Source organism: Aureimonas sp. ME7, assembly GCF_903970965.1.
GTDB lineage: Bacteria > Pseudomonadota > Alphaproteobacteria > Rhizobiales > Rhizobiaceae > Aureimonas.
Window position 1 is genome coordinate 180,387 of sequence record NZ_CAJCKW010000005.1, and the last position, 26,648, is coordinate 207,034.

Here is a 26,648-nt window from a genome sequence, read left to right on the forward strand (position 1 = left end):
GGGCGCTTCCGGCGATCCTCGCCTCCGGCGCCCATCATGTCGTCATGCCGGCGCGCTGCCCGAAAGGGCAGCGCGATTGAATTCCTTAGAGCGCCTCGGCGCCCGCGATGATCTCGATCAGCTCCGTCGTGATCTGCGCCTGGCGCTGACGGTTGTATGAGATCGAAAGCTTGTTGATCATGTCGCCGGCGTTGCGCGTGGCGTTGTCCATCGCGCTCATCCGGGCGCCCTGCTCGGACGCTCCGTTCTCGAGCAACGCGCGGAACACCTGCACCTTGATGTTGCGCGGGATGAGATCGGCGAGGATCTCTTCCGGACCCGGCTCGTACTCATAAAGCGCGTTCGTGCCGGACGCCTGCGCATCCGCGGCGACCGGCACTTCGGCCGGGATGATCCGCTGCGCGGTCGGGCGCTGAGTGATGACGTTCTCGAAAGCGGAGTAGAAGATCGTCGCGACGTCGAACTCGCCGGCCGCAAACATCTCCATGACCTTGTCGGCCACCGTCTCGGCCGCGTCGAAGCCGATCGTGCGCGCGCCGCCGTGGTCGAGACGGGCGACGATCTTCGAGCCGTAATCACGGCGCATCAGATCGGTGCCCTTCTTGCCGACGGACAGGATCTTGACCGTCTTGCCCTCGGCCTCGAGCCGGCGGATGTGCTCGCGCACCAGACGCACGATCTGCGAGTTGAAGCCGCCGCACAGGCCGCGGTCGGAGGTGAAGACGACGAGCAGATGCGTGTCGTCCTTGCCCGTCCCCGCCATCAACGGCAGCGCCTCGCCGTCCTCCATCGCACCCGCGATGTTGGCCAAAACGGATGCCATCCGCTCGGAATAGGGGCGCGCCGCCTCGGCCGCTTCCTGGGCGCGGCGGAGCTTGGCCGCCGCGACCATCTGCATGGCCTTGGTGATCTTCTGCGTCGCCTTCACCGAAGCGATGCGATTTCGCAGTTCCTTGAGCGAAGCCATCTGTCGGTTCAGTCTCCTGCGCTGACGGCGCCGTTAGTTCAAGCGAAGGACTTGGCGAACTGGTCGAGGGCAGCCTTCAGCTTGGCCCGCGTGTCGTCCGACAGTGCCTTCTCGGTGGCGATCGTGTCGAGGATCGACTTGTGCTCGGTGCGCAGCGAGGACAGGAGACCTTCCTCGAAGCGACCGACATCGGTCACCTTGAGCTTGTCGAGATAGCCCTGCGTACCCGCGAAGATCACCGCGACCTGCTCTTCCGTCTTCAGCGGCGAGAACTGCGGCTGCTTCAGAAGCTCGGTCAGGCGTGCGCCGCGGTTGAGGAGGCGCTGCGTCGAGGCGTCGAGATCCGAGCCGAACTGCGCGAAGGCCGCCATCTCGCGGTACTGCGCGAGCTCGCCCTTGATCGAGCCGGCGACCTGCTTCATCGCCTTGACCTGCGCGGCCGAGCCGACGCGGCTGACCGACAGACCGACGTTCACCGCCGGGCGGATGCCCTGGTAGAACAGGTTGGTTTCAAGGAAAATCTGGCCGTCGGTGATCGAGATCACGTTGGTCGGGATGTAGGCCGACACGTCGTTGGCCTGCGTCTCGATGACCGGAAGCGCGGTCAAGGAGCCGGAGCCGAGTTCGTCGTTGAGCTTGGCAGCGCGCTCGAGGAGACGCGAGTGAAGGTAGAACACGTCACCCGGATAGGCTTCGCGGCCCGGCGGACGGCGAAGGAGGAGCGACATCTGGCGATACGACACAGCCTGCTTGGACAGGTCGTCGTAGCCGATCACGGCATGCATGCCGTTGTCGCGGAAATACTCGCCGATCGCGCAGCCGGCGAAGGGGGCGATGTACTGCATGGGCGCGGGGTCCGAGGCGGTCGCCGCGATCACGACCGAATAGGCCATGGCGCCGCGCTCCTCAAGGGTGCGCACGAACTGGGCGACGGTCGAACGCTTCTGACCGATCGCGACGTAGATGCAGTAGAGCTTGTCCTTCTCGTTGCCCGCGTCGTGCGCCGGCTTCTGATTCAGGAACGTGTCGAGCAGGATCGCAGTCTTGCCGGTCTGACGATCGCCGATAACGAGCTCGCGCTGGCCGCGGCCGACCGGGATCAGGGCGTCGATGGCCTTGAGGCCGGTCGACATCGGCTCATGGACCGACTTGCGCGGGATGATGCCGGGCGCCTTGACGTCGACGCGGCGACGCTCGGTGGCGTCGATCGGGCCCTTGCCGTCGATCGGATTGCCGAGCCCGTCGACCACGCGGCCGAGGAGGCCCTTGCCGACGGGAACGTCCACGATCGCGCCGGTGCGGCGGACGGTGTCGCCTTCCTTGATGTCGCGGTCCGAGCCGAAGAGCACGACGCCGACATTGTCGGACTCGAGGTTCAGCGCCATGCCGCGCACACCGCCGGGGAACTCGACCATCTCGCCGGCCTGGCAATTGTCGAGGCCGTAGACGCGGGCGATGCCGTCACCGACGGAAAGAACCGTACCGACCTCGGAGACTTCCGCCTCGTTGCCGAAGTTCTTGATCTGGTTCTTGAGGATTGCGGAAATTTCCGCGGCCCGGATGTCCATCAGCCGACCTCTTTCAGCGCAAGCTTAAGGGATGAGAGTTTGGTGCGAAGCGAGTTGTCGATCTGGCGCGAGCCGATGCGGACCACGAGGCCGCCCAGAATCGCAGGATCGACGCTTTCGCGCATGGTGACAGTCTTGTTGGTGTAGGCGTGGAGCGCGTCGCGAAGCTCGCGCCGCTGGTCGTCGGTGAGGGCATGCGCGCTGACGACCTCGGCCTCGACCTCGCCGCGATGGGCGGCGGCCATCTGGCGGAAACCGCGCACGATGGAAGGGAAGGCGAACAGGCGGCGGTTAGCCGCGATCACCTTCAGGAAGTTGCCGACGAGCTGGCTCGGGCGCGTCTCGGCGACCACGGCCGTCAGCGCGCGAAGCTGGTCGTCGGAGGTGAAGGCCGGGCTTTCCACGAGGCGCCGGAAGTCGGAGTTCTCATCGACCAGCTGCTGGTATTGAAGGAGTTCGGACTCCGTCGCGTCGATCGAACCGTCGTCGCGAGCAAGCTCGAAAAGGGACTGGGCGTAGCGTTCGGCGACTCCGGAAACCGGAGAGGAGGATTGTGCCACGGACGATCGCTTCTCTTCTTGTCTGCGTTCCCGCACCGCCCCCGATGGGGTTCACGAAGGCGACGAGAACTGGTCGAAAAAATTTCGCGAAACCCCTGGAAACTGACCCAGGGCTGACCCGCGACGTGGGGGTCGTCTAGCACAGCGTTTCCCACTCCACAACCGAGCTTGGCCCTTCCAAACGCGGCTTCTCGCTATGGTTTACGCGGGCGTTGCCTCAGGCGGGAACGAGACCGAAGACGGGGGCGAGACAGGCGGCGGCCAGCGCGGTGTTGAGGAGAAGCCAGAGCCAGTTGCCGAAGGTGGAAGCATCGTCCGACAGGATCGACACGAGCCGCCCGAACGCGACGAACAGCCAGCCGGCGCCCAGCGTCATCTGCATGAAGGGCTGATCGAAGAAGAACAGCGTCGCCAGCCCAGCACCGAGCGGGAAACCCGCCAGCGTTCCACGGATTTCCGACAACCCGACCCGCCGCTCGGTGATCGGCTGAAGCTTGGCCATGCGCAAGAAATAGCCCGGCGCGAAAAGGGCGAAGAGACCGTAGAGCACGCTGAAGGCGGCCGCCACGAAGGGCAGCGTATCGGCGGTGGTGACGGGAAGCGTGAACTGCATGGGAGCTCGCGGGGAAGCCGCCGGAAACAAGGGGCGGCGGAAACGTCGGATGCGCCGGGTCTAGCCGATATCCCCAGCGGCGCAAAGGCACCCTCTTCAGCCGGAGCAGGTGCCCTCGATCTCCGTTTCCTTGCGGCCCTCGCCGCGAATCAAGGTCATGCGCCCGGCCAGCGAAACGGCCTCGCCCTCGCGCCCCGTTTCGCTCACCGTCACGTTCACGTTCACGCGAGGTTCGCCGGGCGAGCGCCACACCGTCACGATGGACTGATTCGCGTCCGCCCCGGTTCGAACCATCTCGAGTTCTCGCAAGGTCCCGTCCACCATGACGTAGCCGCGCTCGACGGGCTTCTCGCCCTTCGTCTCGCGCATCACCAGAAAGGCGAAGCGCCAGGTGTCGGGGTCGTCGTAGCGGAAGGCGCGCTTGGCGTCCGGCGTGAAGTAGGTGCATCGCGAAGGAGCGGGGTACCAGAAGATCTGGTCCTGCGCGGCGGGTGGACCTGCCGGCGTCTCGGGTCCGGACGCAAGCGCCTGCGCGAAGGCGGAACCGGGGGAGCTCGAAGCCAGCAGGAGAACCGCGATCGCCCGACGCTTCCATCCCATCATGCTTCTCCCTCCTGCCGCGGATTCGAAATGGACGGATCGGCGGGGGGATCGCAAGAGCGCGAGCGGAGAAATCTGCCGCGTTTCCTAAAGAAAGCTTTGCGGATCGATATCGACCTGCACATGCACCGATCCGCGCGCCTTCGGGGCGGCGGCCAGCATGGCGCGCACGAAGGCCTGGAGCGGCGCCCGGCGCCCGCCCTGGCACAGGAGGCGGAACCGGTGGCGACCCCGCACGAGGCCGAGCGGCGCTTCCGCCGGGCCCAGAACCTCGATGTCCATGTCCTCAGGCGCGGCGATGCGCAGCTGGCGCCCGTGCTCCTCCGCTTCGCGCCGCGTGTCAGCCGACACGATGATCGCGGCGAGGCGCCCGAAGGGCGGAAGCCCCGCCCGCTCACGCTCGCTCGCTTCGCGGTCGTAGAACAGCGACGGATCGGCTGATATCAGCGCCTGCATCACCGGATGCTCCGGCGTATAGGTCTGGATCATTCCCCGGCTCGGCAGTCCCGAGCGCCCCGCCCTGCCCGTCACCTGATGGAGAAGCTGGAACGTGCGCTCGGCCGCGCGCGGATCGCCGTTGGACAGGCCGAGATCGGCGTCCACCGCGCCGACCAGCGTCATCAGCGGGAAGTGGTGCCCCTTGGCGACGAGCTGCGTGCCGATCACGATATCGGCCTCGCCGTCCGCCACCGCGTCGAGCTCGCGCCGCAGGCGTCGCGCGCCGCCGGGAAGATCCGACGACAGGAGGATGGTACGGGCTTCCGGGAAGGTTTCCAGCATTTCCTCGGCGATCCGCTCGACGCCGGGTCCGCAGGCGACGAGATGGTCGAGCGTGCCGCAGGCGGGACAGGCTTCCGGCCGGTGCTGCTGATGGCCGCAATGGTGGCATTGGAGAACGCCACGCAGGCGATGATCCACCAGCCAGGCCGAGCACTGCGTGCACTGGAACCGGTGGCCGCAGGCGCGGCAGAGCGTCAGCGGCGCATAACCCCGACGGTTGAGGAACAGGAGCGCCTGCTCGCCACGCCCAATCGTTTCCTCGATCGCAGTGCGCAGGACAGGGGAAAGAAACTTGCCCCGCGGCGGCGCGTGGCGGCGCAGGTCCACCAGCGACAGGTCGGGCAGTGCCGCGTCCGCGAAGCGGCTTTCCAGCGGCACATGGGCGTAGCGGCCGGCCCGCGCGTTGACGCGGCTTTCCAGCGAGGGCGTGGCGGAGGCCAGGATCACCGGGAACTCCCCGCCCCGCCCGCGCACCACCGCCATATCGCGCGCGTGATAGAAGGTCCGGTCCTCCTGCTTGTAGGCGGGGTCGTGCTCCTCGTCGACGATCGCGAGGCCGAGGTTCGTGAAGGGCAGGAACAGGGCGGAGCGCGCGCCGGCCACGACCTTGATGCGGCCCTCGGCCACCTGCCGCCAGACCTTCTCGCGCATGCGCGGGGGCACGTCGGAATGCCATTGCGCCGGCTCTGCGCCGAAGCGGGCGTGGAAGCGATCGATGAAGCTCTGCGTCAGCGCGATCTCGGGCAGGAGAATCAGCACTTGGCTCCCGGCTTCCAGCGCCTTGGCGACCGCCTCGAAATAGACCTCCGTCTTGCCCGAGCCGGTGACCCCCTCCAGAAGGCTCACCGAAAAGCCGCCGCGCTCCACCGCCGCGCCGAGGCGCTCGGCGGCTTCGCTCTGCGCCGGGGTCAGCTCGGCCCGGCGATGCGAGGTGTCGGGCTCGGGCACGGCGGGATGGGGCGGCAGGCGGATCGGCTCCAGCGCGCCGTTCTTCAGGAGGCCGTCCACGACCGAGACGGCGACACCGGCCGCATTGGCGAGCCCGGAGCGCGTCCATTCCGGCGAATGGGCGACCGTTTCCATCACGCGCGCGCGCGTCGGCGTCATCCGGGGCGGGAGCGTGCCGGTCGCCCGCAAGCCGTCCACCATGGGCTCGGGGTCGAAGGCGGCCGGCGCGCGCAGCACCATGCGCGCGACGAGGCCGGGCGGCGACAAGGTGTAGTCGGCGACCCAGTCCACGAAGCGGCGCATGGTGGCGTCGATCGGCGGGCAGTCGAAGACGTGGGTGATCGCGCGCAGCTTCTTCGGGTCGACCGGATCGCCCATCGCGTCCCAGACGACGCCCGCGACCTGTCGCGGCCCGAGCGGCACCTGAACGATCGAGCCCGGCTCCACCACCATTCCCTCGGGCACGCGGTAGGAATACGGCTTGTCCGCCGGCAGGGGTACGAGGACGGGCACCACCTGCGCGCGGGTCTCCGGCACGTCTTCCCGCGCAAACAGCAGATCGGTCGAAGCAGGCAGGACGGGCTCCATGATCGGGATCGGTTCGGGCTGGGAACGCCACGCGGTTCGCCGGCTCCCCTTCATATCGGTGAACGCCGGGCACGTTGAAAGAGCCGGGCTGCCCCTCAAACGCCCGAAACCGGCCCGTTTTCCTTCTTGCTTCCCTTATCCGCTCCTATATCACCACGAAGCACGAGGATCGACGGCCGAAGGCCGAGGGTCCCGAGAGGGGTCGGCCGCCCGGCCGCCGGAGAACGCGAAGGACGAATTCCATGAAATTTTTCGTCGACACCGGTGATATCGCCGAGATCAAGGAGCTTCAGGAAGCGGGCCTGATCGACGGCGTCACCACCAACCCGTCCTTGGTGCTGAAGGCCAACCGGCCGATCAAGGAGCTCCTGAAGGATATCTGCGAGGTCACCGACGGGCCCGTATCGGGCGAGGTCGCCTCGATCGACTTCGACGGCATGATGCGCGAGGGCAAGATCCTCGCCGACATCGCGCCCAACATCGTCATCAAGCTGCCGCTGACGCTGGACGGGCTGAAGGCCTGCAAGCACTTCACGCAGGACGGCTTCAAGACCAACGTGACCCTCTGCTTCTCGGCCAACCAGGCGCTGCTCGCGGCGAAAGCCGGCGCGACCTACATCTCGCCCTTCATCGGCCGCCTCGACGACATCAACATCGACGGCATGGAGCTGATCGCTGACATCCGCCGGATCTACGACAACTACGACTTCGAGACAGAAATCCTGGCCGCTTCGATCCGCACGCCGAACCATGTGCGCGAAGCGGCGCTTCTGGGCGCCGACGTCGCGACCGTGCCGCCGGCAACCCTCAAGGCGCTCGTCAAGCATCCGCTGACCGACAAGGGCCTCGAAGGCTTCGTGGCCGACTGGAAGAAGACCGGCCAGACGATCGCCTGATCGGTAGAGCCGAGAATGCAAAAAAGGGCGGCCCGGTGGCCGCCCTTTTTCGTTGGTGGAAACGGATCGCTCAGGCGCGCTGGAAGTGGCTTTCCAGGAAGTAGAGCGACTTGTCGATCCCGCGCCCGACCTCGGTGAAGAGATCGGCGGTCAGGTCGTCGCCGGCTTCGTCGGCCTCCGAGACCGCCTCGCGCAGCGCACCGCTCCACTTGGCGTAGTTGTCGGCGAGTCGCTTCAGGTGATCCATCGAATCGACGAGATCCAGCGGATACGGGTCGAGGATCGTGCCTTCGGCGGACGCCTGAACCGTGCCGCGCGCCTGACCGCCCAGCGCCGTCAGACGCTCGGCGATCGTGTCGACATAACCTTCCGCTTCCTCGTGCAGGCGGTCGAACAAGAGGTGGACGCCGATGAAGTTCGAGCCTTTCACGTTCCAATGGGCCTGCTTGGCGGAATAGCTGAGGTCGATCGACGAGGCGAGGTGCACCTGCAGAAGCTCGACCATCGAGCGGCGCAGGTTCTCGTTCATGCTGTTCTTGGTCGGATGGATCGGGGTCGTGCCCTTCTTGGCCATCGAAAAACTCCTGGAACCGAACGTAAGGCGGCCGCCCGGGATCGAGCTTAGCCGCGTCGGCTCCGATACGCTTGGGGCGGCCGATCGGTTCCCTGCGTCCGGAACGCCTCCGAACGCGATCAGCCCATCTTGCCCTTCAGCTCGGCCTGCGCCTTGGCGCCCCAGACGGCACGCACCTGCGCGTCGCGTCCGCATCCGGTGCGGTAGAGCTTGTAGTGGCCCGGGTTCTTCCGCGCGTAATCCTGATGGTAGTCCTCGGCCGGATAGAAGGTCGCCGTCTTCTGCACCGTGGTGGCGACCGGCTTGCCGAGTTCGTCCTGAACGGAAACGAGGCTCGCCTTCGCGGCCTTCGCCTGCGCGTCGTTCACCGGGAAGATCGCCGTGCGATAGGACGGGCCGCGATCGCAGAACTGGCCGCCGGCATCCGTCGGGTCAATCGAATGCCAGTAGGCATTCAGAAGCTGGTCATAGGAAATCTTCGCCGGATCGTAGGTGACCTTCACCGCCTCGTAGTGCCCGGTCGTCTCGGTGATGACGTCCTGGTAGGTCGGGTTCTTCAGAGTGCCGCCGATATAGCCGGACTGCGTCGCGGTGACGCCGTCGACATGGTCGAGGTCGGTTTCCATCGACCAGAAGCAGCCGCCCGCGAAGATCGCCTCGTCGGCCTGCGCCGCGAGCGGCGAAAGAAACATGAAAAAGCCGAGCGCCGCCGCACCCGGCCGAACAAGGATCGAACGCATCATCTCAAAGGAACTCCCGCCGCAGGTCTTCCGACGAGATACGGCGCCGGGAACGCGGCGGATGCATGGCGCCTGGGATCAGACGCGGCGTTCCACCATCATCTTCTTGATCTCGGCAATGGCCTTCGCCGGGTTCAGCCCCTTGGGGCAGGCCTGCGTGCAGTTCATGATCGTGTGGCAGCGATACAGGCGGAACGGATCTTCCAGCTGATCCAGCCGGTCGCCGGTCGCCTCGTCGCGGCTGTCGATCAGCCAGCGATAGGCCTGGAGCAGCACGGCGGGGCCGAGATAGCGGTCGCCGTTCCACCAGTAGCTCGGGCACGAGGTCTGGCAGCAGAAGCACAGGATGCACTCGTAGAGCCCGTCGAGCCTCTCGCGGTCGCCATGGCTCTGGCGCCATTCCTTCTCCGGCTCGGGCGTCTCGGTCTTCAGCCAGGGCTCGATCGAGCGCAGCTGCGCGTAGGGCACCGTCAGATCGGGTACGAGGTCCTTGATCACCGGCATGTGCGGCAGCGGATAGACCTTCACCGCGCCCTTCACCTCGTCCATGCCCTTGGTGCAGGCGAGCGTGTTGGAGCCGTCGATGTTCATGGCGCAGGAGCCGCAGATGCCCTCGCGGCAGGAGCGGCGCAGCGTGAGCGTCGAATCGACCTTGTTCTTGATCCATAAAAGCGCGTCGAGCACCATCGGACCGCAGTCGTCGGTATCGACATAGAACGTGTCGACGCGCGGGTTCTGCCCATCGTCCGGCGACCAGCGGTAGATGCCGAACTCGCGCACGTTCTTGGCGCCTTCGGGCTTCGGCCAGACCTTGCCTTTGCCGATGACGGAATTCTTGGGAAGGGAGAGTTCGACCATGACTGGGGTCCCGGCACTCGCTGCGCGTCTTTAGAATGGGGCTAAACACGAATGCTCGTGCGGCGCAACACGGCAGTTGAGCGCAGGCGGGCTTAAACCGTTTGTATGTCCGAATGCTCTCACACGCCCCGCCGCGCTCAGACCGTTAGGGCTGGACGATCTGCGGAAAGCGGCCGAACCGCTCCGGCTTGTTGGCCTCGTCGGCGATCTCGGACAGGACGCAGGCATGGGTCCCGGCCTTGACGAAACCGGCCGCCTCCGCCTGCGCCGCCGCCGCGCCCAGCGTGCGCCCGAGCGTCGCGGGCACGCCCGCGGCCTCGATCCGGCGCAGCTCGCGCTCCACCTCGCCCTTCGGCAGACCGACCGGGCGCACGTCGTGAATGTGGACGGCGAGGATGCGGCCGGGATGGCGCGCCACGGCCTCGGCATAGACGGTCGCGTCCTTCTGTCCCGAATCGCCGATCAGGATGAAGGGAAGGCTCAGGTAGGCGGCGAGGATCTCGTCGATCACCACCGCCTTGTGGCTGCGGTGGCGCTTCAGAAGCCAGCCGAGCGCGTCGCTCGACAGGGAGCGCAGAAACATCGGACCCGCCGGAATGTTCTTCAGCACCATGAAGCGCTCGAAGATGTCGGACAGGTTCCACGGGCTGGACGACACGTAGAACACCGGGTTGGTTTCCGGCCCCGCCGCCCCTTCGCAAAGCGCGCGGTAGAATTCCGACACGCCGGGAAAGGCGGTGCGCGCTTCCGGAGAATTGGCGGTGACGATGCGCCAATGGCGCAGGAGCTTGAAGGCGCCGGTGTGGATGATCGTGTCGTCGATGTCGGAGATCACGCCGAACCGCGCTTGTCCCGAGACGACGCGCGCGCGTCCCTCCGCTTCCACCGGCGCGAAGTCGTAGCCGCTGGCTTTCTCCAGCCGGAGCGTGACCGGCGTCCAAGGCGCGTCGGCTTCGCCGATCGCCGCGGCGTCGAGGTCGAGGCTGAGATAGCCGTCGGTTCCGCTATGCACCTCGCCCGAGCCTGCCGGTCCGGCGTAGCTCACGCGCGCCCCACCGATCTCGTCCGTTTCGTAGCGTTTGAACGTCAGCCAGAGGTTGCGCAGCGTCGAGTTGGAGTGGGGCGCGTCGAACACCCCTTCGTCCTCCAGGACGCGGGCCAGCACACGGAGCCGCCCGTTGGCGACATGGCCGGGATAGACCACCAGCGTCGGCCGGTCGGTCAGGCCCACACGGCGCTTGAAGGCGAAGCGCAGGACGCGGCTTCGCGTCAGGAACTGCCGGCCGAGGTTACGCAGCGTGCTCGAACTCATGGATTGGCGATAGCAGGAGGCACCGGCCCGAAACAAGCCGACCGGTGCTCGGCTCACCAGTCTTCGGGCGGCGAATCCGAGATCGGGCCGACCAGAAAGAACGCGTCCTCCACGGTGGCGAGGTCGCCGCAATAGGTCGAGGCGATCTCGTCGCCCGCGCCCGAAAACCCGTCGAGAAACAGGACGCCGCCATCGGCATGGGCGCGAATGCGCCAGTCCCCGCCGTCCGTCGGCACGAACAGGAGCTTGTCGCCCTGGCGTGATCCGATCTCGTCGACCTCGCAGGTCCAACGTCCGGTGAACGGTTCGGAGACCGTGCCGTAGATTCGCACGCGATTGCCGAGCAGCGGTCGGAGCTCGAACTCGCCCCAGGCATTGCGCCAAGTCCCTACGAGATCGGACGAGCCCTGCGGCCGAATGCGGTCGAGCATCTCGGCCCGCTCGCCGAGGAGATCGCGCAGCCACTCGCGCGGGTCCCCGTCGACACCCGGACGCAGCCACTCGCGAATGCCGAGAAACGCGTTTTGATCGGCGCGCAGGGCATTTCTCGCCCCGCCCTGTCCGAAGCGTTTCGCCAGTTCTGCGAAGCGCCGGTCGATGCGCCGGTCGAGGGCCGCGCTTTGCGGATCGTCGCAGATCGCCCTTTCCGACCAGGAGTGCGCCTTGCGGCAGTCGAAGGAGGGTTTGGCGCGGGGAGCGGCGTCCGCCTGATGAAGGAAGAGGAAGGCCGAAGCGAGCGACAGGGCGAGAAAGGCGGAACGAAGCATGGAATAGGCCGATCGAGGTTTCGATCGGCCTATTCCATATGGGCGCGGTTTCGCTGCGATGTCGCATCGCCGCCGATCCTGTTTCGTCGGCGATGCCCGATGTTTCGCGTCAGTAGACTCGCTTCTTCGGCTGGATGTACTCGATCTCGTTCGACATCGTGTAGGTGTGAACCGGCCGGTCCTCTAGCGTCACGGTCTTGTCGACCGTGTCGCAGAACGACAGCGTATGCTTCATCCAGTTGGCGTCGTCGCGGTCGGGGAAGTCCTCGCGCGCATGGGCCCCGCGCGATTCCTGGCGGGCGAGCGCCGAGTCCATGGTGACGACGGCCTGAGCGATCAGGTTGTCGTATTCCAGGGTCTCGATGAGGTCCGTGTTCCAGATCAGCGAGCGGTCGGTGACGCGCACGTCGTCGGACGACTGCCAGACCTGATGGATCTTGTGGTGCCCTTCTTCCAGCACCTCGCCGGTGCGGAACACGGCGCAGTTGGACTGCATCGTGCGCTGCATGTTGTCGCGAAGCTCGGCCGTGGAGGTCGATCCTTGCGCGTAGCGGAAGCGGTCGAGGCGGGCGAGCGAGTTGTCGCCGGCGTCCGCTGGCAGCGGCGCGTGGCCCTCGCCGGCCGAGACCGTCTCGGCGCAGCGCAGGCCCGCCGCGCGGCCGAACACCACGAGGTCGATCAGCGAGTTGGAGCCCAGACGATTGGCGCCGTGCACCGACACGCAGGCCGCCTCGCCGACCGCCATCAGGCCGGGCACCACCGAATCCGGGTTGCCGTCGCGCTTGGTCAGGACCTCGCCGTGATAGTTCGTCGGGATGCCGCCCATGTTGTAGTGGACGGTCGGCAGAACCGGGATCGGCTCCTTGGTGACGTCGACGCCGGCGAAGATGCGAGCCGACTCCGAAATACCCGGCAGACGCTCGTGAAGGATCTTCGGGTCGAGATGGTCGAGGTGGAGGAAGATATGGTCCTTCCCCTTGCCGACGCCGCGCCCGTCGCGGATCTCCATGGTCATCGAGCGGGACACGACGTCTCGGCTCGCCAGATCCTTGGCGGACGGGGCGTAGCGCTCCATGAAGCGCTCGCCTTCGGAATTGGTGAGGTAGCCGCCCTCGCCGCGCGCGCCTTCGGTGATCAGGCAGCCCGCGCCGTAGATGCCGGTCGGGTGGAACTGGACGAACTCCATGTCCTGCAACGGCAGGCCGGCGCGCAGCACCATGGCGTTGCCGTCGCCCGTGCAGGTGTGGGCGGAGGTCGCCGAGAAGTAGGCGCGGCCGTAGCCGCCGGTTGCGAGAATCACCTTCTTGGAGCGGAAGCGGTGGATCGAGCCGTCGTCCATGTTAAGGGCGACGACGCCGCGGCAGGCGCCTTCCTCGTCCATGATGAGGTCGATCGCGAAATACTCGATGAAGAACTCGGAGGAGTAGCGGAGCGACTGGCCGTAGAGCGTGTGGAGGATCGCGTGGCCGGTCCGGTCGGCGGCGGCGCAGGTGCGCTGCGCGGGCGGGCCGTTGCCGAAGTCGGTGGTCATGCCGCCGAAGGGGCGCTGGTAGATCTTGCCGTCCGTGGTGCGCGAGAAGGGCACGCCGAAATGCTCGAGCTCGTAGACCGCCTTCGGCGCCTCTCGCACGAGATACTCGATGGCATCCTGGTCGCCCAGCCAGTCCGACCCCTTGACGGTGTCGTACATGTGCCAGCGCCAGTTGTCTTCGCCCATGTTGCCGAGCGAGGCAGCGACGCCGCCTTGCGCGGCGACCGTATGCGAGCGGGTCGGGAAGACCTTGGAGATGCAGGCGGTCTTCAGGCCGGCCTGCGCGGCGCCGAGCGTGGCGCGAAGGCCGGCGCCCCCGGCGCCCACAACGACCACGTCGAACGTGTGGTCGACGAACGTGTAGGCCTTGCCGTTCTGCGCCGGAGCGCTGCGATGGGGCTGGGCAGTGGCCATGGGTTCAGGCTCCGAAGCTCATCTTGACGATCGCGAAAAGGCTCGCCGAGGCGACGAGGACCGCGAAGAAGGTGTTGAGGATCACGAGGACGACGCGCGCCCCGCCGTGAACGTAGTCCTCGATCACGGTCTGCATGCCGAGGCGCATGTGCACGGTGACGGCGATCACCACCAGCGCCATCACGAGGCCGACGAGCGGGTTGCCGAAGGCCGCGACGACGCCGGCGTAGGGCTCGTCGTGCAGCGCGATCAGAAGCACCACGAAGAAGGAGATCAGGAAGAGGTTGGCGATCGCGGTCAGCCGCTGCAGCCAGAAGTGGCCGGTGCCTTCACCCGCCGCGCCGTAGCCGCGAACCCGCTTGAGGGGCGTTCTCATGTCCATGACGGCTGTTCCTTCAGAGTACGACGACGGCGAGCCAGAGAAGCACGGTGCCGACCAGCGACGCGACGAGCGTCGCGATGGCGAACCGCGTCGACTGCTCGCGCCCGAGCCCGGCGCCCGTGTCCCAGATCAGGTGGCGGATGCCCCCCGCCATGTGATGGAGGAGCGCCCAGCTATAGCCGAACAGGATCAAACGGCCGACGATCGAGTTGAAGAAGGCCGAGGCCCAGGAGAACGCGTCCGGCCCGCTGGCCGCCGCCACCAGCCACCAGACCACGAGCGCGGTGCCGACATAGAGCGCGCAGCCGGTGATGCGATGCAGGATCGACATCGCCATGGTCGGCCGGAACCGGTAGACCGTAAGATGCGGCGACAGGGGCCGGGCGGATTTGATGTCGGACAAGGACGACTCCTCGAGCGGTCACGGCAATGGGACGGCACGCCGTTGGAATGGCGACGCAACTGGACTGCTTCTAAAAAACCTCTCGCGCGGCGAAATCAAGCGCCCGGACGCGCCTTTCGCCTGCAAACCGATTGAATGTCGACGTGTCGCACGCGGGGTGGCTCAGCGATCGATGAAGCGCAGCACGTAGCTCGACCAGTCGGCGGGCTCGGCGACCTTCTCGTAGAGGTGCCGCCCCGACCCGCCGTGGCGCGGCGCGTGGAGCACGAGACGCGACCAGCCGCGCGAATCGGCCTCGTCGGCCAGAAGGTCGACCATCGCCTTGGCGATGCCCTTGCGCCTATGCAGATGCTCGACGAAGACATGCTCGGCGAGCCCGGCACGCATTCCCGTCCACGGGTCGGGCAGGTCGTAGAAGAGGAGAAAGGCTACGAGCCGGCCGTCGAGCCGGGCGCCCAAGATTTCGCCCGTCCGGTCCTGAAGGAGCTGCTCGGCATAGAACGTGTCCGGCGCGCCGGGGGCGCCTCGGAACATGTCCTGGTTGTAGGCGGCCAGGAGCGGCGCCAGTTCGCGCGCGTCCTTCAAACGAAGGAGGCCAATCTCGATGTCGGGAACGCGCTCGCCAAGGCTCATGCCGGTGATGTGCGGCGGAACGGGGTGGGCGTCAAGCGCGAAGGCCGGCGGCGCCCGCAATTGCCCGCGATCTATCCGCTAGCCTATAGTGGCTTTCCGTTGGGGTAGGCATGTAATAAGTCAAGGGACCCGATTCGACTGCAACCTTCGGAAGGTCTGCATTCATGCCGTCAAAGGAGCCGAGCCGCCTGCTTCGATCGAAAGGATGCGGTCGATGCGCGCCGATATCCTAGCCTGGTCCGTTCCCGCCGTTTTCGCGGCCTTCGGGCTGTGCTTCGCGCTTCTGTCCCACCTCCACCGCAGCCTGAGGTGGTGGAGCGGCTCCTTCTTCGTCGCCGCGCTCGGCTTCGCGATGACCGTGGTGCCGACCGCGCCCGGCTCGGTGGTGAAGCCGACGGTCGAGGACTCGATGTTCCTGTTCGCCTTGAGCGGCGCCAACGTCGCGTTCGCCATGCGCGCCGCGCGCCCTCCGAACTTCGTCGCACTTGTGCTTCTGACCGCGCTCGGCACGTTCGGGGCGGCCCTTTCGCTCTTCTTCCTCGACAGCGCGCCCTACGAGATCTTCTGGGTCCAGTCCGCCTGCGCCCTGATCATGCTCCTGTCGGCCTTCGAGATGCGGAACGGCACGGGAAATCTCGATCCCCTTCTGTTCTGGCTGTGCATCGCGATCGCGATCAGCCTCGGGCTGCAGAACGTCCTCTTCATGTCGGAGCCGCCCTCGGACCTCACCGTGTCCACCTGGCGCGAAACGGACTGGGGCTTCGTGTTCCAGCTCAGCGGCGCGGCGAGCGGCCTGCTTCTGGCGATCGGCGTGATCCTGGCGACGACGCTCGACATCATCGAGCGGCTGCACGCCAGCGCCCACAACGACGCCCTGACCGGCGCGCTCAACCGACGAGGGCTGGAGCAGCGGGTGGAGGCGATCCGAAAGGGCCTCAAGCCCGGTGCTTCCCTGTCGTTGGTGGTCAGCGACCTCGACCATTTCAAGTCGATCAACGACCGGTTCGGGCACGAGGCGGGCGATGCGGTCCTGTGCGCCTTCACCGCGCTGTGCGAAACCTATGTCGGCGCGAAGGGCTGCTTCGCGCGGCTGGGAGGCGAGGAGTTCGCCATCGTCTTCGCCCAGCTCGACGCATCGGCGGCGGCGCGCTCCACGGAGCGGCTGCGCGCGGCGACGCAGGCGATCGAATGGCCGGGACGCTTTCTCGACCTCGAAGTGACGGCGAGCTTCGGCGTGGTGGAGCTTCGACCCGGCGAAGCGCTGGCGCAGGCGATCGGACGCGCCGACGAACTGCTCTACCGGGCGAAGGCCCGCGGTCGCAACATGGTGGTGGCGGAAGACGGCGCCAGCTCGGAGCCACTGAGCGAGTTGCCGCTGGCAGCCGGCACTGACGCGCGCCAGCCGGCGAGTGCGAGGGGCCCCCTCCTGCCGACCTGAGATCCCACGCGTCTTCGGGAAGGCGGGTGGAGTCGAACGACCCCGCCCGCCCCCCTTTTCAGCTCCAGTTGCGGATATCCACGAAGCGCCCGGCGATCGCGGCCGCCGCCGCCATGGCGGGCGAAACGAGGTGCGTGCGGCCCTTGAAGCCCTGCCGGCCCTCGAAGTTCCGGTTCGAGGTCGAGGCGCAGCGCTCGAACGGCTTCAGGCGGTCCTCGTTCATGCCGAGACACATGGAACAGCCCGGCTCGCGCCAGTCGAAGCCGGCGGCCTTGAAGATCGCGTCGAGGCCTTCGGCTTCGGCCTGCAGCTTCACGAGACCCGAGCCCGGCACGATCATCGCCGACACGGTGTCGGCGACCTTGCGACCCTCCACCACCTTGGCGACGGCCCGCAGATCCTCGATGCGCCCGTTGGTGCAGGAGCCGATAAAGACGCGGTCGAGCGTCAGGTCGGTCATCGGCGTGCCGGGCGTCAGGCCCATGTAGTCGAGGGCGCGCTTCTTGGTTTCGCGCTTGGCCTCGTCGGCGATCTCGTCCGGGTTCGGCACGGTGCCGGCGATCGACACGACATCCTCGGGCGAGGAGCCCCAGGAGACGATCGGCGGCAGGTTGGCGGCATCGAGGCGCACCACCTTGTCGAAATGGGCGCCCTCGTCCGTTTCGAGCGTGCGCCAATAGCGAACCGCCTGCTCGAACGCCTCACCCTTGGGGGCGCGAGGCTTGTCCTCGATATAGCGGTAGGTGGTCTCGTCCGGGGCGATCAGGCCGGCCCGCGCGCCGCCCTCGATCGTCATGTTGCAGATCGTCATCCGCCCTTCCATCGAAAGCGCGCGGATCGCCTCGCCGGCGAACTCGATGACGTAGCCCGTGCCGCCGGCGGTGCCGATCTCGCCGATGATGGCGAGGATGATGTCCTTGGCGGTCACGCCCTCGGGCAGTTGCCCGTCCACCTGGACGAGCATGTTCTTGGCCTTCTGCTGGATCAGCGTCTGGGTGGCCAGAACGTGCTCGACCTCGGACGTGCCGATGCCGTGTGCCAGTGCGCCGAAGGCGCCGTGCGTCGAGGTGTGGCTGTCGCCGCACACGATCGTCATGCCCGGCAGGGTGAAGCCCTGCTCGGGGCCGATGATGTGGACGATGCCCTGTCGGTTGTCGACCTCGTTGAAATACTCGACGCCGAACTCGGCCGCGTTCTTCGCCAGAGTCTCGACCTGGATGCGGCTTTCCTCGTTGTGGATGCCGCCGCGCCGGTCGTAGGTCGGCACGTTGTGATCGACGACGGCGAGCGTGCGCGAGGGGTGGCGCACCCGCCGCCCGGCGGTGCGCAATCCTTCGAACGCCTGCGGGCTCGTCACCTCGTGGACGAGGTGGCGGTCGATATAAAGAAGGCTCTCGCCTCCTTCCCCGTTGGAGACGACGTGGTCGTCCCAGATCTTGTCGTAGAGGGTCCGCGGACGGGTCTCGGTCATGGAAACGGTCCTGATGGCGGCGCCGGGTTCACGGGACCGCTGCAAATTCGATCATTGGGATGAAGAACGAACGCCAGGGAGCGCTCGCGAAACAGGGCTCAAGCCCGAAGGTGAACCGCCGAAATCTGGCGGTAGAAGAAGCGGCCGGGCATGCGCGCGCGGTCCTCCACCGGGGAGAACCCCAGCGTGGTCGGCAGACGCCCTAAGATCGTGCTTCTTCGCATGGTTCCAAAATACGCCGGTGCGGCGGGCGGCGCAATGCCCCCTCGCCCCGGCGGCGCTTCAAGGGTTGGCGGTCGCCGCTGCGCTGTCAACGCTGGCGCGCTCGCGCGTCGCCGCTTCCGCCACGCTCGGCGTCGCGACCGCTTGGTTTTGTCTGGCATAGCGCTGCGCCAGCGCCGCGCAGGCGAAAAGCTGGATCTGATGGAACAGCATCAGCGGCAGGACGACGAGCGCCATCGCGTGCCCTGCGAACAGGATGCCCGCCATCGGAATGCCGGTCGCCATGCTCTTCTTGGAGCCGCAGAAGACGATGGCGATCTCGTCCGCCCGCTCGAAGCCGAGCCAGCGGGCAGCGAGCGTCGTCGCCGTCAGCGCGACCGCCAGGATCGCGATCGCGAACACGACCACCAGCGCGAGGTCCTGCCAGTCGAGGCTGGTCCAGACCCCGGCGACGACCCCTTCCGAAAACGCCGCGTAGACGACGAGAAGGATGGAGCCGCGATCCACCACCACCGTGACGGGCTTGTGGCGGGCGAGCCAACCGCCGATCAGCGGGCGCAGGAGCTGCCCGGCGACGAAGGGCGCAAGGATCTGCAGGGCGATCTTCTCGATCGCGTCGAACGAGAACGCTCCGCCCGCGCCGCCCGCCAGAAGAAGCACCAGAACGGGCGTCACGATGACGCCGAGCATATTGGACACCGAGGCGCTGGTGAGCGCTGCCGGCACGTTGCCGCCGGCGATCGAGGTGAAGGCGATCGACGACTGCACGGTGGACGGCAGGAGCGTCAGGTAAAGAAGGCCAAGCGCGAGCTCGGGCGGCAGGATCCGCCCCGCCACCGGCATCACGGCGAGGCCGATCAGCGGAAAAAGCGCGAAGGTCGATAGGAATACCAGCGACTGGAGGCGCCAGTGCAGGAGCCCTTCCCACACGGCCTTGGGCGCCAGCCGCGCGCCGTAGAGGAAGAACAGGAGCGCGATCGCCCCGTAGGTGATCCAACCGAAAGCTTCGGCCACCTCCCCCCGCGCCGGCAGGAGCGCGGCCAGAACCACGGTGCCGATCAGGAGGAGCAGAAACCGATCCACCGGGATCGACTGGAGGCGGGTGCGGAGACTCATGGCGAACCGATCCTGACACGCATGGCGCCCGGACGCATATGGCATGCGTGCGAACGCGAAAGGGCGGCACAATGGCCGCCCTTTGCAAAATCCACGAGAGGCGGAAAGCCTTACTCGGCGGCTTCCTTGGCAGCGGTCTTGGCCGCTTCCTTGGCGGCGCGCTCGTCGGCGGCCACGGAACGGGCCTCGTCGTTGAGCTTGCGGGCGCGCACGTTGGTCGCCTCGACGATACGGGCCGACTTACCGCGACGATCGCGCAGGTAGTAGAGCTTGGCGCGGCGAACGCGGCCGCGGCGAACCACCTCGACCGATTCCAGCGACGGCGAGTAGACCGGGAACACGCGCTCGACGCCTTCGCCGTAGGAGATCTTGCGAACCGTGAAGTTCTCCTGGATGCCCGCGCCCGAACGCGCGATGCAGACGCCCTCGTAGGCCTGCACGCGGGTGCGCGTGCCTTCGGTGACGCGCACGTTCACGCGCAGCGTATCGCCCGGCGAGAAGGTCGGAAGGGTGCGGATGGCTTCGATGCGGGCGGCCTCTTGGGCCTCCAGTTCGGCGATGATGTTCATGGTCTGCCTCGGTTCGTTTCATGCCGGCGAGCCGGTCATGGCCGTGAAACACGGTCAAGTTATTCTGAGGAAAGCGTGGCGGCTCTTACACGCGGAGGGCCCTTTTGTCGAGAGGCGCGCTTTGCGCCCGCGCGCCGATCGCCTAAGGGCTGGGGCGACGCCCCCTCGCGAAAGCCGCCCGATGACCGTCCTTTATGCGCTCGCCCTGTTTCTGTCGGGACTTCTGGCCGGCGCGATCAACGCGGTGGCGGGCGGCGGCACGTTCCTCACCTTCGGCGCGATGACGCTGGGCGGCCTGTCGCCGATCGTGGCCAACGCCACGTCCTCCATGGTGCAGTTCCCGGGCTATGTCACGTCGACTCTCGCCTATCTCGCCGACATCCGGCCGATGTGGCGCGGCGCGCTGCTTCTGGCGGCGGCGTCCGTCCTTGGCTCTGGCGTCGGCGCCCTCATCCTCCTGTCGCTCGACAATCCCCGCTTCCAAAGCATGGTGCCTTGGCTGCTTCTGGCCGCGACCGCCCTCTTCGCCGCCGGCCCGTGGCTTGCCCCCAAGCGCCGAAACGCAGCGGAGGCTGCGGAGGGCCGAGGGCTTGCCGCACCGATCGTCCAGTTCCTGACCTCGATCTACGGCGGCTTCTTCGGCGCGGGAATGGGCATCATGATGCTGGCGACGCTGGGCCTCACCCAAGGGGGCGACTACCACAGGCTGAACGCGCTCAAGAATATGCTCGCCACCGTGATCGCGGTGGTCGCCATCGTCGTCTTCGTGTCGGGCGGCGTCGTCGCTTGGGTCGAGGCCGCGATCATGATGCCGGGCGTCGCGCTCGGCGGCTATGGCGGCGTCTGGATCGCCCGGCGCGTGCCGCAGACTTACGTGCGCGCCGTCGTGATCGCGGTGGGCCTCGCCCTTGCCGTCTACTACTTCTGGCGCAACGCGGGCGCCTGAGCGGGTAGCATTGCCCTGCGGTTCTTGCCATATAGGCGGCAACTCCGAACACGACCCACGCCCGAGATGACGCACCCGATCCCCTTCGCCCGCATGAACGGGCTCGGCAACGAGATCCTCGTCGCGGACCTGCGCGGGACGAAGCATCGCATCGCGCCGCAAGCCGCGCGCGCTCTCGCGGCCCGGGCGGAAACGCATTTCGACCAGATCATGGCGATCCACGATCCGCGCACCCCCGGCACCTTCGCCCATGTGCGCATCGTCAACGCCGACGGTACGGAAGCGGGCGCCTGCGGCAACGGCACGCGCTGCGTGGTCCAGGCGCTCGCCGCCGAGACGGGCATCCGCCGGTTCACCTTCGAGACGAAGGCCGGCCTTCTCGAAGCCTTCGAGCGCGAGGACGGGCTGGTGACGGTCGATATGGGCCGCCCCCGGTTCGACTGGCGCGACATTCCGCTGGCCGAAGAGTTCGCCGACACGCGCGCGATCGAGCTGCAGATCGGGCCGATCGACGCGCCGATCCTCCACTCCCCGTCCGTCGCCTCCATGGGCAATCCGCACGCGATCTTCTGGGTGAAGGACGACGTCTGGTCCTATGCGCTCGACCGCTTCGGCCCGATCCTCGAGAACCATCCGATCTTCCCCGACCGCGCCAACATCACGATCGCCGAGGTCACAAGCCGCGAGGCGATGCGGATTCGCACCTGGGAGCGCGGCGCTGGACTGACGAAGGCCTGCGGCTCGGCCGCCTGCGCCGCCGCCGTGTCCGCCGCCCGGACGGGGCGCACGGGGCGCACCGTCGCGGTCACCGTTCCGGCCGGCGGCGAGCTTCTGATCGAATGGCGCGAAGACGACCACGTCCTGATGACCGGGCCGGCCGAATGGGAATGGTCCGGCACGCTCGACCCCGCGACCGGCGACTTCACGCGCGACGAAGCGCCCGCCGAGGTTCGCGCATGAGCGGCGTCGAGGTCATTTCCTTCGGCTGCCGCCTCAACACCTACGAGGCCGAAGTGATGCGGCGCGAGGCCGGCGAGGCGGGCCTGGGCACCGACGGGCGCAAGGCGATCCTCGTCAACACCTGCGCCGTCACCTCCGAAGCCGTGCGCCAGGCGCGTCAGGCCGTGCGCCGCGCCCGCCGCGACAACCCGGATGCGCGCATCGTCGTCACCGGCTGCGCCGCGCAGACGCAAGGGCCCGACTTCGCCGCCATGCCGGAAGTCGATGCCGTGATCGGCAACGAGGAAAAGCTGCGCGCGCAAAGCTACCGGGCGCTGCCCGACTTCGGCGTCGCGGCGGCCGAGAAGATCCGCGTCAACGACATCATGAGCGTGCGCGAAACGGCCGGACACATGGTCGACGCGATCGAAGGCCGGGCGCGCGCCATCGTCCAGGTGCAGAACGGCTGCGACCATCGCTGCACCTTCTGCATCATCCCCTATGGGCGCGGAAACTCGCGCTCCGTGCCGATGGGCGCGGCGGTGGATCAGGTGAAGCGCCTTGTGGGCAACGGGTATGGCGAGGTCGTCCTGTCGGGCGTCGACATGACGAGCTGGGGCGCGGACCTGCCCGGCGCGCCGCGCCTCGGGGCTCTCGTCCAGTCCATCCTGCGCCATGTGCCGGATCTGAAGCGCCTCCGCCTGTCGTCCATCGATTCGGTGGAAGCCGACGAAGCGCTGCTGGAGGCGATCGGCGGCGACCCCCGCGTGATGCCGCACCTCCACCTGTCGCTGCAGGCTGGCGACGACATGATCCTGAAGCGCATGAAACGCCGGCACCTTCGCGCCGATTCCATCCGCTTCTGCGCCGAGCTTCGGAACAAGCGACCCGACATCGTCTTCGGCGCCGACATCATCGCCGGCTTCCCGACCGAAACCGAGGCAATGTTTCAGAACTCGCTGCGCCTCGTCGACGAATGCGGGTTGACGCATCTCCACGTCTTTCCGTTCTCCCCGCGCGAGGGAACGCCGGCCGCGCGTATGCCGCAACTGGCCAAAGCGGTGGTCAAGGAGCGCGCCGGGCGCCTGCGGGCTGTCGGCGAAACGGCCTACCGCGCGCATCTCCAGCGATCGGTGGGTCAGCGCCGCGCCATCCTCGTCGAGCGCGAAGGCCTTGGCCGGACGGAAGACTTCACGCTCGCCGAAATCCCCGTCGGCCTCCCCGGCGAGATCATCGACGCTATCATTCATGGCGAAACGGGCGAACGCCTTCTTGCCACTCCCGTCAGCGCCGCACGCATAGCGGCCTGACCCGACCGATCGGATTGACGATTCCATGGCCGAGCAAAAGGGCTTCTTCCGCCGCATGTTTTCCTTCGGAGCGAAGGAAGACGAGCGCACACAGCACGAAGGCGGCCTCGCCCGCACGCAGGACACCACCGCCGCGCGTCCCGACGCCACGGCCCCCGAGATTCATCAGCCCGCCATGGCCTCGGCCGATGTCGATTCGGAAGCGGGCGCGGCCGCCGACGAGCCGGCCGGCGGCGGCATTACCCCGCTTCAACCCAAGGATCAGGACGCCCCGAGCGTCCCGGCTGAAAAAAAAACTCCGAACTAGAGCCTCCGGAGCCTGAAACCGGGCAACTCGTCGCCGAAACCTCCTTCGCGCCGCTGCCCGTCGAGCCGATCGACGAGCCCGAGCCCGAACCGGAAGCCGCCGACGACACGAGCTTTCTCGACGAGCCTCTGAAGCCGGAGGCCGAACCCGCCTCGGACTTCTCCTGGCTGGACGAGCCGGCTGAGGACGCGGAAGAAGACCCCGTATCTGAGGAAAGCGCGCTCGCACCTGCGGAAGCCGTGCTGGTGGCGAGCGACGGCGGCATCGATGCCGGCGCTGCGGCACCGGAGGACCCCACGCCGCTCGGCGCGCCCGAAGAGCGCGATCACGACGAGTTCGCCTGGCTCGACGCCCCCCTCCCCCCGGAAGAGCCGTTCGAGACCGCTTCCCCCTCGGCGCTCGGCTCCGACGCGCCCGACCGGCTGGATGTCGCCGAAGCGCAAGGCCCCGCCGGTGCCTTGTCCGGCATTCCCGGCCTGCCGCCGATCCCCGCCTCGCCCGCGCGCCTTCCGGTGGACGGCGAGGGCTGGAACCTCAAGGAGCGCCGCGCCGACGAGGCGCTGGCAGCCGCGCCGCGCAAGCCCTTCTTCCTGCGGCTGCGCGAAGGGCTTGCGCGCTCCTCCAACCAGCTTTCCGGCCAGATCACCGCGCTGTTCACCAAGCGCCGCCTCGACGAGACGACGCTGCAGGAGTTCGAGGATGTCCTGATCCAGGCGGATCTCGGCGTCGAGACCGCGATGCGCATCACCGACCGCCTGTCGGACGGGCGCTTCGGCAAGGAGATCTCGGGCGACGCGGTGCGCGCCATCCTTGCCGACGAGGTGGAAAAGGCGCTGGACGCCGTCGCCCGCCCCCTGGAGCTCGACCTGTCGGTGAAGCCGCACGTCATGCTCGTCGTCGGCGTCAACGGCACGGGCAAGACCACCACGATCGGCAAGCTCACCGCCAAGCTGGTGCGCGGCGGCTTGAAGGTGACGCTGGCGGCCGGCGACACGTTCCGCGCCGCCGCCGTCGAGCAACTCAAGATCTGGGGCGAGCGCACCGCCTCGCCCGTCGTCGCCAAGGCGATCGGCGCGGACGCGGCGGGCCTTGCCTTCGAAGCCTATGACGAAGCCGTGCGCAACGGCTCCGACGTCCTCATCATCGACACGGCCGGCCGGCTTCAGAACCGGGCCGAGCTGATGGACGAGCTCGCCAAGATCGTGCGCGTTCTCCAAAAGCGCGAGCCGGACGCGCCCCACACCGTGCTGCAAACGCTGGACGCCACCACCGGGCAGAACGCGCTCAACCAGGTCGAGATCTTCCGCAACGTGGCGGGCGTCAACGGCCTCGTGATGACCAAGCTCGACGGCACGGCGCGCGGCGGCATCCTCGTCGCCATCGCCGCCAAACACAAGCTGCCGGTCTTCTTCGTCGGCGTCGGCGAGGGCATCGACGATCTCGAGCCCTTCAAGGCGCGCGACTTCGCCGAAGCGATCGCCGGCCGCGCCGGCACCGCCTGAAATCAGCCGCGAAGAGGCGGAAACACATCGCGCTCGCGAGCCCCGAGGAATCAAGCCCATGTCCGACCCGATCATCGAGAAGCCGCCGAACGCGCCGGGGCGGCGGGAGATCAACCCGTTCCTGAAATTCGCGCTGGAACTCGGCCCCCTCGTCGTCTTCTTCTTCGCCAACAACCGGGCCGACGCGATCGCCTCGGCCGTGCCGGCGCTGGGGGCGCTCGGCGGTCCGCTCTTCGTCGCCACCGCGCTGTTCATGGTGGCGACCGTGGTGGCGCTCGTAGTGTCCTACGCGCTGACGCGCACGCTCCCGATCATGCCGATCGTGTCCGGCCTCGTGGTCGTGGTGTTCGGCACACTGACCCTCTGGCTGCAGGACGAGGTCTTCATCAAGATGAAGCCGACCATCGTCAACGGCCTGTTCGCCGCCGTCCTTCTCGGCGGCTTGGCGTTCGGCAAGTCGCTGCTCGGCTACGTCTTCGACCAGGCCTTCAAGCTCGACGACGAGGGCTGGCGCAAGCTGACGCTGCGCTGGGGCCTGTTCTTCGTCTTCCTCGCCGTGCTGAACGAGGTCGTCTGGCGCTTGTTTTCGACGGATGCCTGGGTGGCCTTCAAGGTGTGGGGCACGATGCCGATCACCATCCTCTTCATGCTGTTCCAGTTCCCGCTCCTGAAGCGCCACGCCCTGGAGCCGCTGTTCGACAAGAAAGCGTGATCCGCCCCATCACGTAGTTCCTTCGCTTGTAGCCTCGGCCGGGCATCCCACATGCCGTTCCGAAATCGGCGGAAAGGAGCCCACTCATGGTCGATGCGCAGAAGCTTCTGGATCAGTTCCTTGGCACCGGTCGCGGGTACGGGACACAAGGATCGCGCCCGAACCTCGGCCAGGGTGCGAGTGCCGGCGGCTCGATCCAGGACACGCTCGGCAAGGTGCTCGGCGGTGCGCTCGGCGGCACGGGCGCGCGCTCGGGTGGCGGCATCGGCGATATTCTCGGCAGCGTCCTGTCCGGCTCCAAGGGCGGCGGCGGCGGCTTGGGCGGAGGCCTCGCCGGCCAGGCGATCGGCGGCGCGCTGGCCGGCGGTCTCGCCTCGCATCTCCTGCGAGGCAAGCGCGGCAAGGGCCTCGGCGGCTCGGCCGTGAAGCTCGGCGGCCTCGCCCTCGTCGCGGGCCTCGGCTACAAGGCGTGGCAGAACTATCAGGCGCAGCAGCGCGCCGCAGGCGTGGGCGCCGTGCCGGCGCAGATGCGCCTTCCGCCCGAGCACATTCCCGTCGCCGAAGGCACGCCCTTCCATCCGGCGGCCCCGAGCGAAGCGGAAACCCGCTCCCGCCTTCTCCTTTCGGCGATGATCGCGGCGGCCAAGGCCGACGGCTATATCGACCGGGACGAGGAACAGGCGATCTTCGGGCGCATCGACGATCTGGAACTCGACGCCGAGGAAAAGGGCGTCCTGATGGACGAGCTTCGCCGGCCGCTGTCGATCGACGAGATCGTCGCCCGCGCGGGGAGCCAGGAAACCGCCATCGAGGTCTACACCGCCTCGGTTCTGGCGATCGACGCCGACCATCCGGCCGAGCGCGCCTATCTCGATCTTCTGGCCGCGCGCCTCGAACTTCCGGCCGAACTCGTCGCCGAGATCCGCCGCACCGCCGACGAAGCGCAGGCTTGAAGACGAGCTGGGGTCGGGGCTAGTCCTCG

27 protein-coding genes are annotated in these 26,648 nt (G+C 67.5%); 9 read left to right on the forward strand and 18 right to left on the reverse strand.

The window, feature by feature from the left end; all coding sequences use genetic code 11:
• Window positions 1–85 precede the first annotated feature (85 nt).
• The 6 genes from H7A85_RS11040 to H7A85_RS11065 form a co-directional block, all read right to left on the reverse strand.
• A complete protein-coding gene (locus H7A85_RS11040; protein WP_182085984.1) occupies window positions 86–967 on the reverse strand; it encodes a F0F1 ATP synthase subunit gamma in 882 nt (293 codons plus the stop codon).
• A 38-nt stretch (window positions 968–1,005) separates the two neighbouring features.
• Window positions 1,006–2,535, reverse strand: coding sequence for a F0F1 ATP synthase subunit alpha (atpA, locus tag H7A85_RS11045; protein ID WP_182085985.1), 1,530 nt, complete (start codon window positions 2,533–2,535; stop codon window positions 1,006–1,008).
• Window positions 2,535–3,095 carry a F0F1 ATP synthase subunit delta gene (locus H7A85_RS11050; protein ID WP_182085986.1) on the reverse strand — a complete coding sequence of 187 codons (561 nt, stop codon included), beginning with the start codon at window positions 3,093–3,095 and terminating at the stop codon, window positions 2,535–2,537. Before H7A85_RS11050 ends, atpA begins: the two co-directional genes overlap by 1 nt.
• 217 nt (window positions 3,096–3,312) lie before the next feature.
• Entirely contained in the window at window positions 3,313–3,708 is a 396-nt protein-coding gene (locus H7A85_RS11055) for a DUF4345 family protein (protein WP_182085987.1), read from the reverse strand.
• A gap of 96 nt (window positions 3,709–3,804) precedes the next feature.
• Window positions 3,805–4,311 carry a hypothetical protein gene (locus H7A85_RS11060; RefSeq protein WP_182085988.1) on the reverse strand — a complete coding sequence of 169 codons (507 nt, stop codon included), beginning with the start codon at window positions 4,309–4,311 and terminating at the stop codon, window positions 3,805–3,807.
• An 84-nt stretch (window positions 4,312–4,395) separates the two neighbouring features.
• Complete coding sequence (locus H7A85_RS11065; RefSeq protein ID WP_244631120.1) at window positions 4,396–6,573, reverse strand: primosomal protein N'; 2,178 nt, start codon at window positions 6,571–6,573, stop codon at window positions 4,396–4,398.
• 293 nt (window positions 6,574–6,866) lie between these two features.
• Here H7A85_RS11065 and fsa point away from each other — a divergent pair, with 293 nt between their 5' ends.
• Entirely contained in the window at window positions 6,867–7,520 is a 654-nt protein-coding gene (gene fsa / locus H7A85_RS11070; protein WP_182085990.1) for a fructose-6-phosphate aldolase, read from the forward strand.
• A gap of 70 nt (window positions 7,521–7,590) precedes the next feature.
• Here the strand turns inward: fsa and dps are convergent, their stop codons facing one another.
• From dps to H7A85_RS11115, 9 genes are all read right to left on the reverse strand, one after another.
• Window positions 7,591–8,094 (reverse strand): DNA starvation/stationary phase protection protein Dps, encoded by a 504-nt coding sequence (gene dps / locus H7A85_RS11075; protein WP_182085991.1) that lies wholly within the window; start codon window positions 8,092–8,094, stop codon window positions 7,591–7,593.
• Between the two features lie 119 nt (window positions 8,095–8,213).
• Window positions 8,214–8,837: a peptide-methionine (S)-S-oxide reductase MsrA gene (gene msrA / locus H7A85_RS11080; RefSeq protein WP_182085992.1), complete on the reverse strand. Its 624-nt coding sequence runs from the start codon at window positions 8,835–8,837 to the stop codon at window positions 8,214–8,216.
• 75 nt (window positions 8,838–8,912) lie between these two features.
• Window positions 8,913–9,692: a succinate dehydrogenase iron-sulfur subunit gene (locus H7A85_RS11085; RefSeq protein WP_182085993.1), complete on the reverse strand. Its 780-nt coding sequence runs from the start codon at window positions 9,690–9,692 to the stop codon at window positions 8,913–8,915.
• Window positions 9,693–9,837: 145 nt separating this feature from the next.
• On the reverse strand, window positions 9,838–11,061 hold the full coding sequence (locus H7A85_RS11090) for a phosphatase domain-containing protein (RefSeq protein WP_182085994.1): 1,224 nt from the start codon (window positions 11,059–11,061) through the stop codon (window positions 9,838–9,840).
• Entirely contained in the window at window positions 11,058–11,771 is a 714-nt protein-coding gene (locus tag H7A85_RS11095; RefSeq protein WP_182085995.1) for a hypothetical protein, read from the reverse strand. The genes H7A85_RS11090 and H7A85_RS11095 overlap by 4 nt, the downstream gene beginning before the upstream one ends.
• A gap of 109 nt (window positions 11,772–11,880) precedes the next feature.
• Window positions 11,881–13,716 (reverse strand): succinate dehydrogenase flavoprotein subunit, encoded by a 1,836-nt coding sequence (gene sdhA / locus H7A85_RS11100; protein ID WP_182085996.1) that lies wholly within the window; start codon window positions 13,714–13,716, stop codon window positions 11,881–11,883.
• Window positions 13,717–13,720: 4 nt separating this feature from the next.
• Window positions 13,721–14,098 (reverse strand): succinate dehydrogenase, hydrophobic membrane anchor protein, encoded by a 378-nt coding sequence (gene sdhD / locus H7A85_RS11105; RefSeq protein ID WP_182085997.1) that lies wholly within the window; start codon window positions 14,096–14,098, stop codon window positions 13,721–13,723.
• 13 nt (window positions 14,099–14,111) lie between these two features.
• The gene (sdhC, locus tag H7A85_RS11110; RefSeq protein ID WP_182085998.1) at window positions 14,112–14,501 is read right to left on the reverse strand and encodes a succinate dehydrogenase, cytochrome b556 subunit; all 390 of its coding nucleotides are present in this window, start codon (window positions 14,499–14,501) and stop codon (window positions 14,112–14,114) included.
• 162 nt (window positions 14,502–14,663) lie between these two features.
• Window positions 14,664–15,134 (reverse strand): GNAT family N-acetyltransferase, encoded by a 471-nt coding sequence (locus H7A85_RS11115; RefSeq protein ID WP_182086118.1) that lies wholly within the window; start codon window positions 15,132–15,134, stop codon window positions 14,664–14,666.
• 214 nt (window positions 15,135–15,348) lie between these two features.
• On the opposite strand from H7A85_RS11115, the gene H7A85_RS11120 reads away from it, so the two are divergent.
• Complete coding sequence (locus H7A85_RS11120; RefSeq protein WP_182085999.1) at window positions 15,349–16,572, forward strand: GGDEF domain-containing protein; 1,224 nt, start codon at window positions 15,349–15,351, stop codon at window positions 16,570–16,572.
• Window positions 16,573–16,630: 58 nt separating this feature from the next.
• On the opposite strand, the gene leuC is transcribed toward H7A85_RS11120, so the two are convergent.
• The 3 genes from leuC to rplS form a co-directional block, all read right to left on the reverse strand.
• On the reverse strand, window positions 16,631–18,043 hold the full coding sequence (gene leuC / locus H7A85_RS11125; RefSeq protein WP_182086000.1) for a 3-isopropylmalate dehydratase large subunit: 1,413 nt from the start codon (window positions 18,041–18,043) through the stop codon (window positions 16,631–16,633).
• A gap of 282 nt (window positions 18,044–18,325) precedes the next feature.
• Window positions 18,326–19,381, reverse strand: a complete 1,056-nt coding sequence (locus H7A85_RS11130; RefSeq protein WP_182086001.1) for a bile acid:sodium symporter family protein — start codon at window positions 19,379–19,381, stop codon at window positions 18,326–18,328.
• A 110-nt stretch (window positions 19,382–19,491) separates the two neighbouring features.
• Complete coding sequence (gene rplS, locus H7A85_RS11135) at window positions 19,492–19,950, reverse strand: 50S ribosomal protein L19 (RefSeq protein ID WP_182086002.1); 459 nt, start codon at window positions 19,948–19,950, stop codon at window positions 19,492–19,494.
• A 181-nt stretch (window positions 19,951–20,131) separates the two neighbouring features.
• On the opposite strand from rplS, the gene H7A85_RS11140 reads away from it, so the two are divergent.
• The 7 genes from H7A85_RS11140 (at window position 20,132) to H7A85_RS11175 (ending at window position 26,619) form a co-directional block, all read left to right on the forward strand.
• Window positions 20,132–20,896 (forward strand): sulfite exporter TauE/SafE family protein, encoded by a 765-nt coding sequence (locus H7A85_RS11140; RefSeq protein WP_182086003.1) that lies wholly within the window; start codon window positions 20,132–20,134, stop codon window positions 20,894–20,896.
• Window positions 20,897–20,962: 66 nt separating this feature from the next.
• Complete coding sequence (gene dapF, locus H7A85_RS11145; RefSeq protein ID WP_182086004.1) at window positions 20,963–21,856, forward strand: diaminopimelate epimerase; 894 nt, start codon at window positions 20,963–20,965, stop codon at window positions 21,854–21,856.
• Complete coding sequence (gene mtaB / locus H7A85_RS11150) at window positions 21,853–23,145, forward strand: tRNA (N(6)-L-threonylcarbamoyladenosine(37)-C(2))-methylthiotransferase MtaB (protein ID WP_244631121.1); 1,293 nt, start codon at window positions 21,853–21,855, stop codon at window positions 23,143–23,145. The genes dapF and mtaB overlap by 4 nt, the downstream gene beginning before the upstream one ends.
• A gap of 25 nt (window positions 23,146–23,170) precedes the next feature.
• Entirely contained in the window at window positions 23,171–23,452 is a 282-nt protein-coding gene (locus tag H7A85_RS11155) for a hypothetical protein (RefSeq protein WP_182086006.1), read from the forward strand.
• 53 nt (window positions 23,453–23,505) lie between these two features.
• A complete protein-coding gene (ftsY, locus tag H7A85_RS11160; protein WP_182086119.1) occupies window positions 23,506–24,954 on the forward strand; it encodes a signal recognition particle-docking protein FtsY in 1,449 nt (482 codons plus the stop codon).
• A gap of 58 nt (window positions 24,955–25,012) precedes the next feature.
• Complete coding sequence (locus H7A85_RS11165; RefSeq protein WP_182086007.1) at window positions 25,013–25,666, forward strand: septation protein A; 654 nt, start codon at window positions 25,013–25,015, stop codon at window positions 25,664–25,666.
• 86 nt (window positions 25,667–25,752) lie between these two features.
• Window positions 25,753–26,619 (forward strand): tellurite resistance TerB family protein, encoded by an 867-nt coding sequence (locus H7A85_RS11175; RefSeq protein WP_280514918.1) that lies wholly within the window; start codon window positions 25,753–25,755, stop codon window positions 26,617–26,619.
• Window positions 26,620–26,648 lie beyond the last annotated feature (29 nt).

Bases quoted from the DNA above. Each gene is read 5' to 3' on its own strand.
- H7A85_RS11040 (WP_182085984.1), bottom strand. From the start codon at position 967: ATGGCTTCGCTCAAGGAACTGCGAAATCGCATCGCTTCGGTGAAGGCG.
- atpA (WP_182085985.1), bottom strand. From the start codon at position 2,535: ATGGACATCCGGGCCGCGGAAATTTCCGCAATCCTCAAGAACCAGATC.
- H7A85_RS11055 (WP_182085987.1), bottom strand. From the start codon at position 3,708: ATGCAGTTCACGCTTCCCGTCACCACCGCCGATACGCTGCCCTTCGTG.
- H7A85_RS11060 (WP_182085988.1), bottom strand. From the start codon at position 4,311: ATGATGGGATGGAAGCGTCGGGCGATCGCGGTTCTCCTGCTGGCTTCG.
- fsa (WP_182085990.1), top strand. From the start codon at position 6,867: ATGAAATTTTTCGTCGACACCGGTGATATCGCCGAGATCAAGGAGCTT.
- dps (WP_182085991.1), bottom strand. From the start codon at position 8,094: ATGGCCAAGAAGGGCACGACCCCGATCCATCCGACCAAGAACAGCATG.
- msrA (WP_182085992.1), bottom strand. From the start codon at position 8,837: ATGATGCGTTCGATCCTTGTTCGGCCGGGTGCGGCGGCGCTCGGCTTT.
- H7A85_RS11085 (WP_182085993.1), bottom strand. From the start codon at position 9,692: ATGGTCGAACTCTCCCTTCCCAAGAATTCCGTCATCGGCAAAGGCAAG.
- H7A85_RS11095 (WP_182085995.1), bottom strand. From the start codon at position 11,771: ATGCTTCGTTCCGCCTTTCTCGCCCTGTCGCTCGCTTCGGCCTTCCTC.
- sdhA (WP_182085996.1), bottom strand. From the start codon at position 13,716: ATGGCCACTGCCCAGCCCCATCGCAGCGCTCCGGCGCAGAACGGCAAG.
- sdhD (WP_182085997.1), bottom strand. From the start codon at position 14,098: ATGGACATGAGAACGCCCCTCAAGCGGGTTCGCGGCTACGGCGCGGCG.
- H7A85_RS11115 (WP_182086118.1), bottom strand. From the start codon at position 15,134: ATGAGCCTTGGCGAGCGCGTTCCCGACATCGAGATTGGCCTCCTTCGT.
- H7A85_RS11120 (WP_182085999.1), top strand. From the start codon at position 15,349: ATGCGCGCCGATATCCTAGCCTGGTCCGTTCCCGCCGTTTTCGCGGCC.
- leuC (WP_182086000.1), bottom strand. From the start codon at position 18,043: ATGACCGAGACCCGTCCGCGGACCCTCTACGACAAGATCTGGGACGAC.
- H7A85_RS11130 (WP_182086001.1), bottom strand. From the start codon at position 19,381: ATGAGTCTCCGCACCCGCCTCCAGTCGATCCCGGTGGATCGGTTTCTG.
- rplS (WP_182086002.1), bottom strand. From the start codon at position 19,950: ATGAACATCATCGCCGAACTGGAGGCCCAAGAGGCCGCCCGCATCGAA.
- H7A85_RS11140 (WP_182086003.1), top strand. From the start codon at position 20,132: ATGACCGTCCTTTATGCGCTCGCCCTGTTTCTGTCGGGACTTCTGGCC.
- dapF (WP_182086004.1), top strand. From the start codon at position 20,963: ATGACGCACCCGATCCCCTTCGCCCGCATGAACGGGCTCGGCAACGAG.
- mtaB (WP_244631121.1), top strand. From the start codon at position 21,853: ATGAGCGGCGTCGAGGTCATTTCCTTCGGCTGCCGCCTCAACACCTAC.
- H7A85_RS11155 (WP_182086006.1), top strand. From the start codon at position 23,171: ATGGCCGAGCAAAAGGGCTTCTTCCGCCGCATGTTTTCCTTCGGAGCG.
- H7A85_RS11165 (WP_182086007.1), top strand. From the start codon at position 25,013: ATGTCCGACCCGATCATCGAGAAGCCGCCGAACGCGCCGGGGCGGCGG.
- H7A85_RS11175 (WP_280514918.1), top strand. From the start codon at position 25,753: ATGGTCGATGCGCAGAAGCTTCTGGATCAGTTCCTTGGCACCGGTCGC.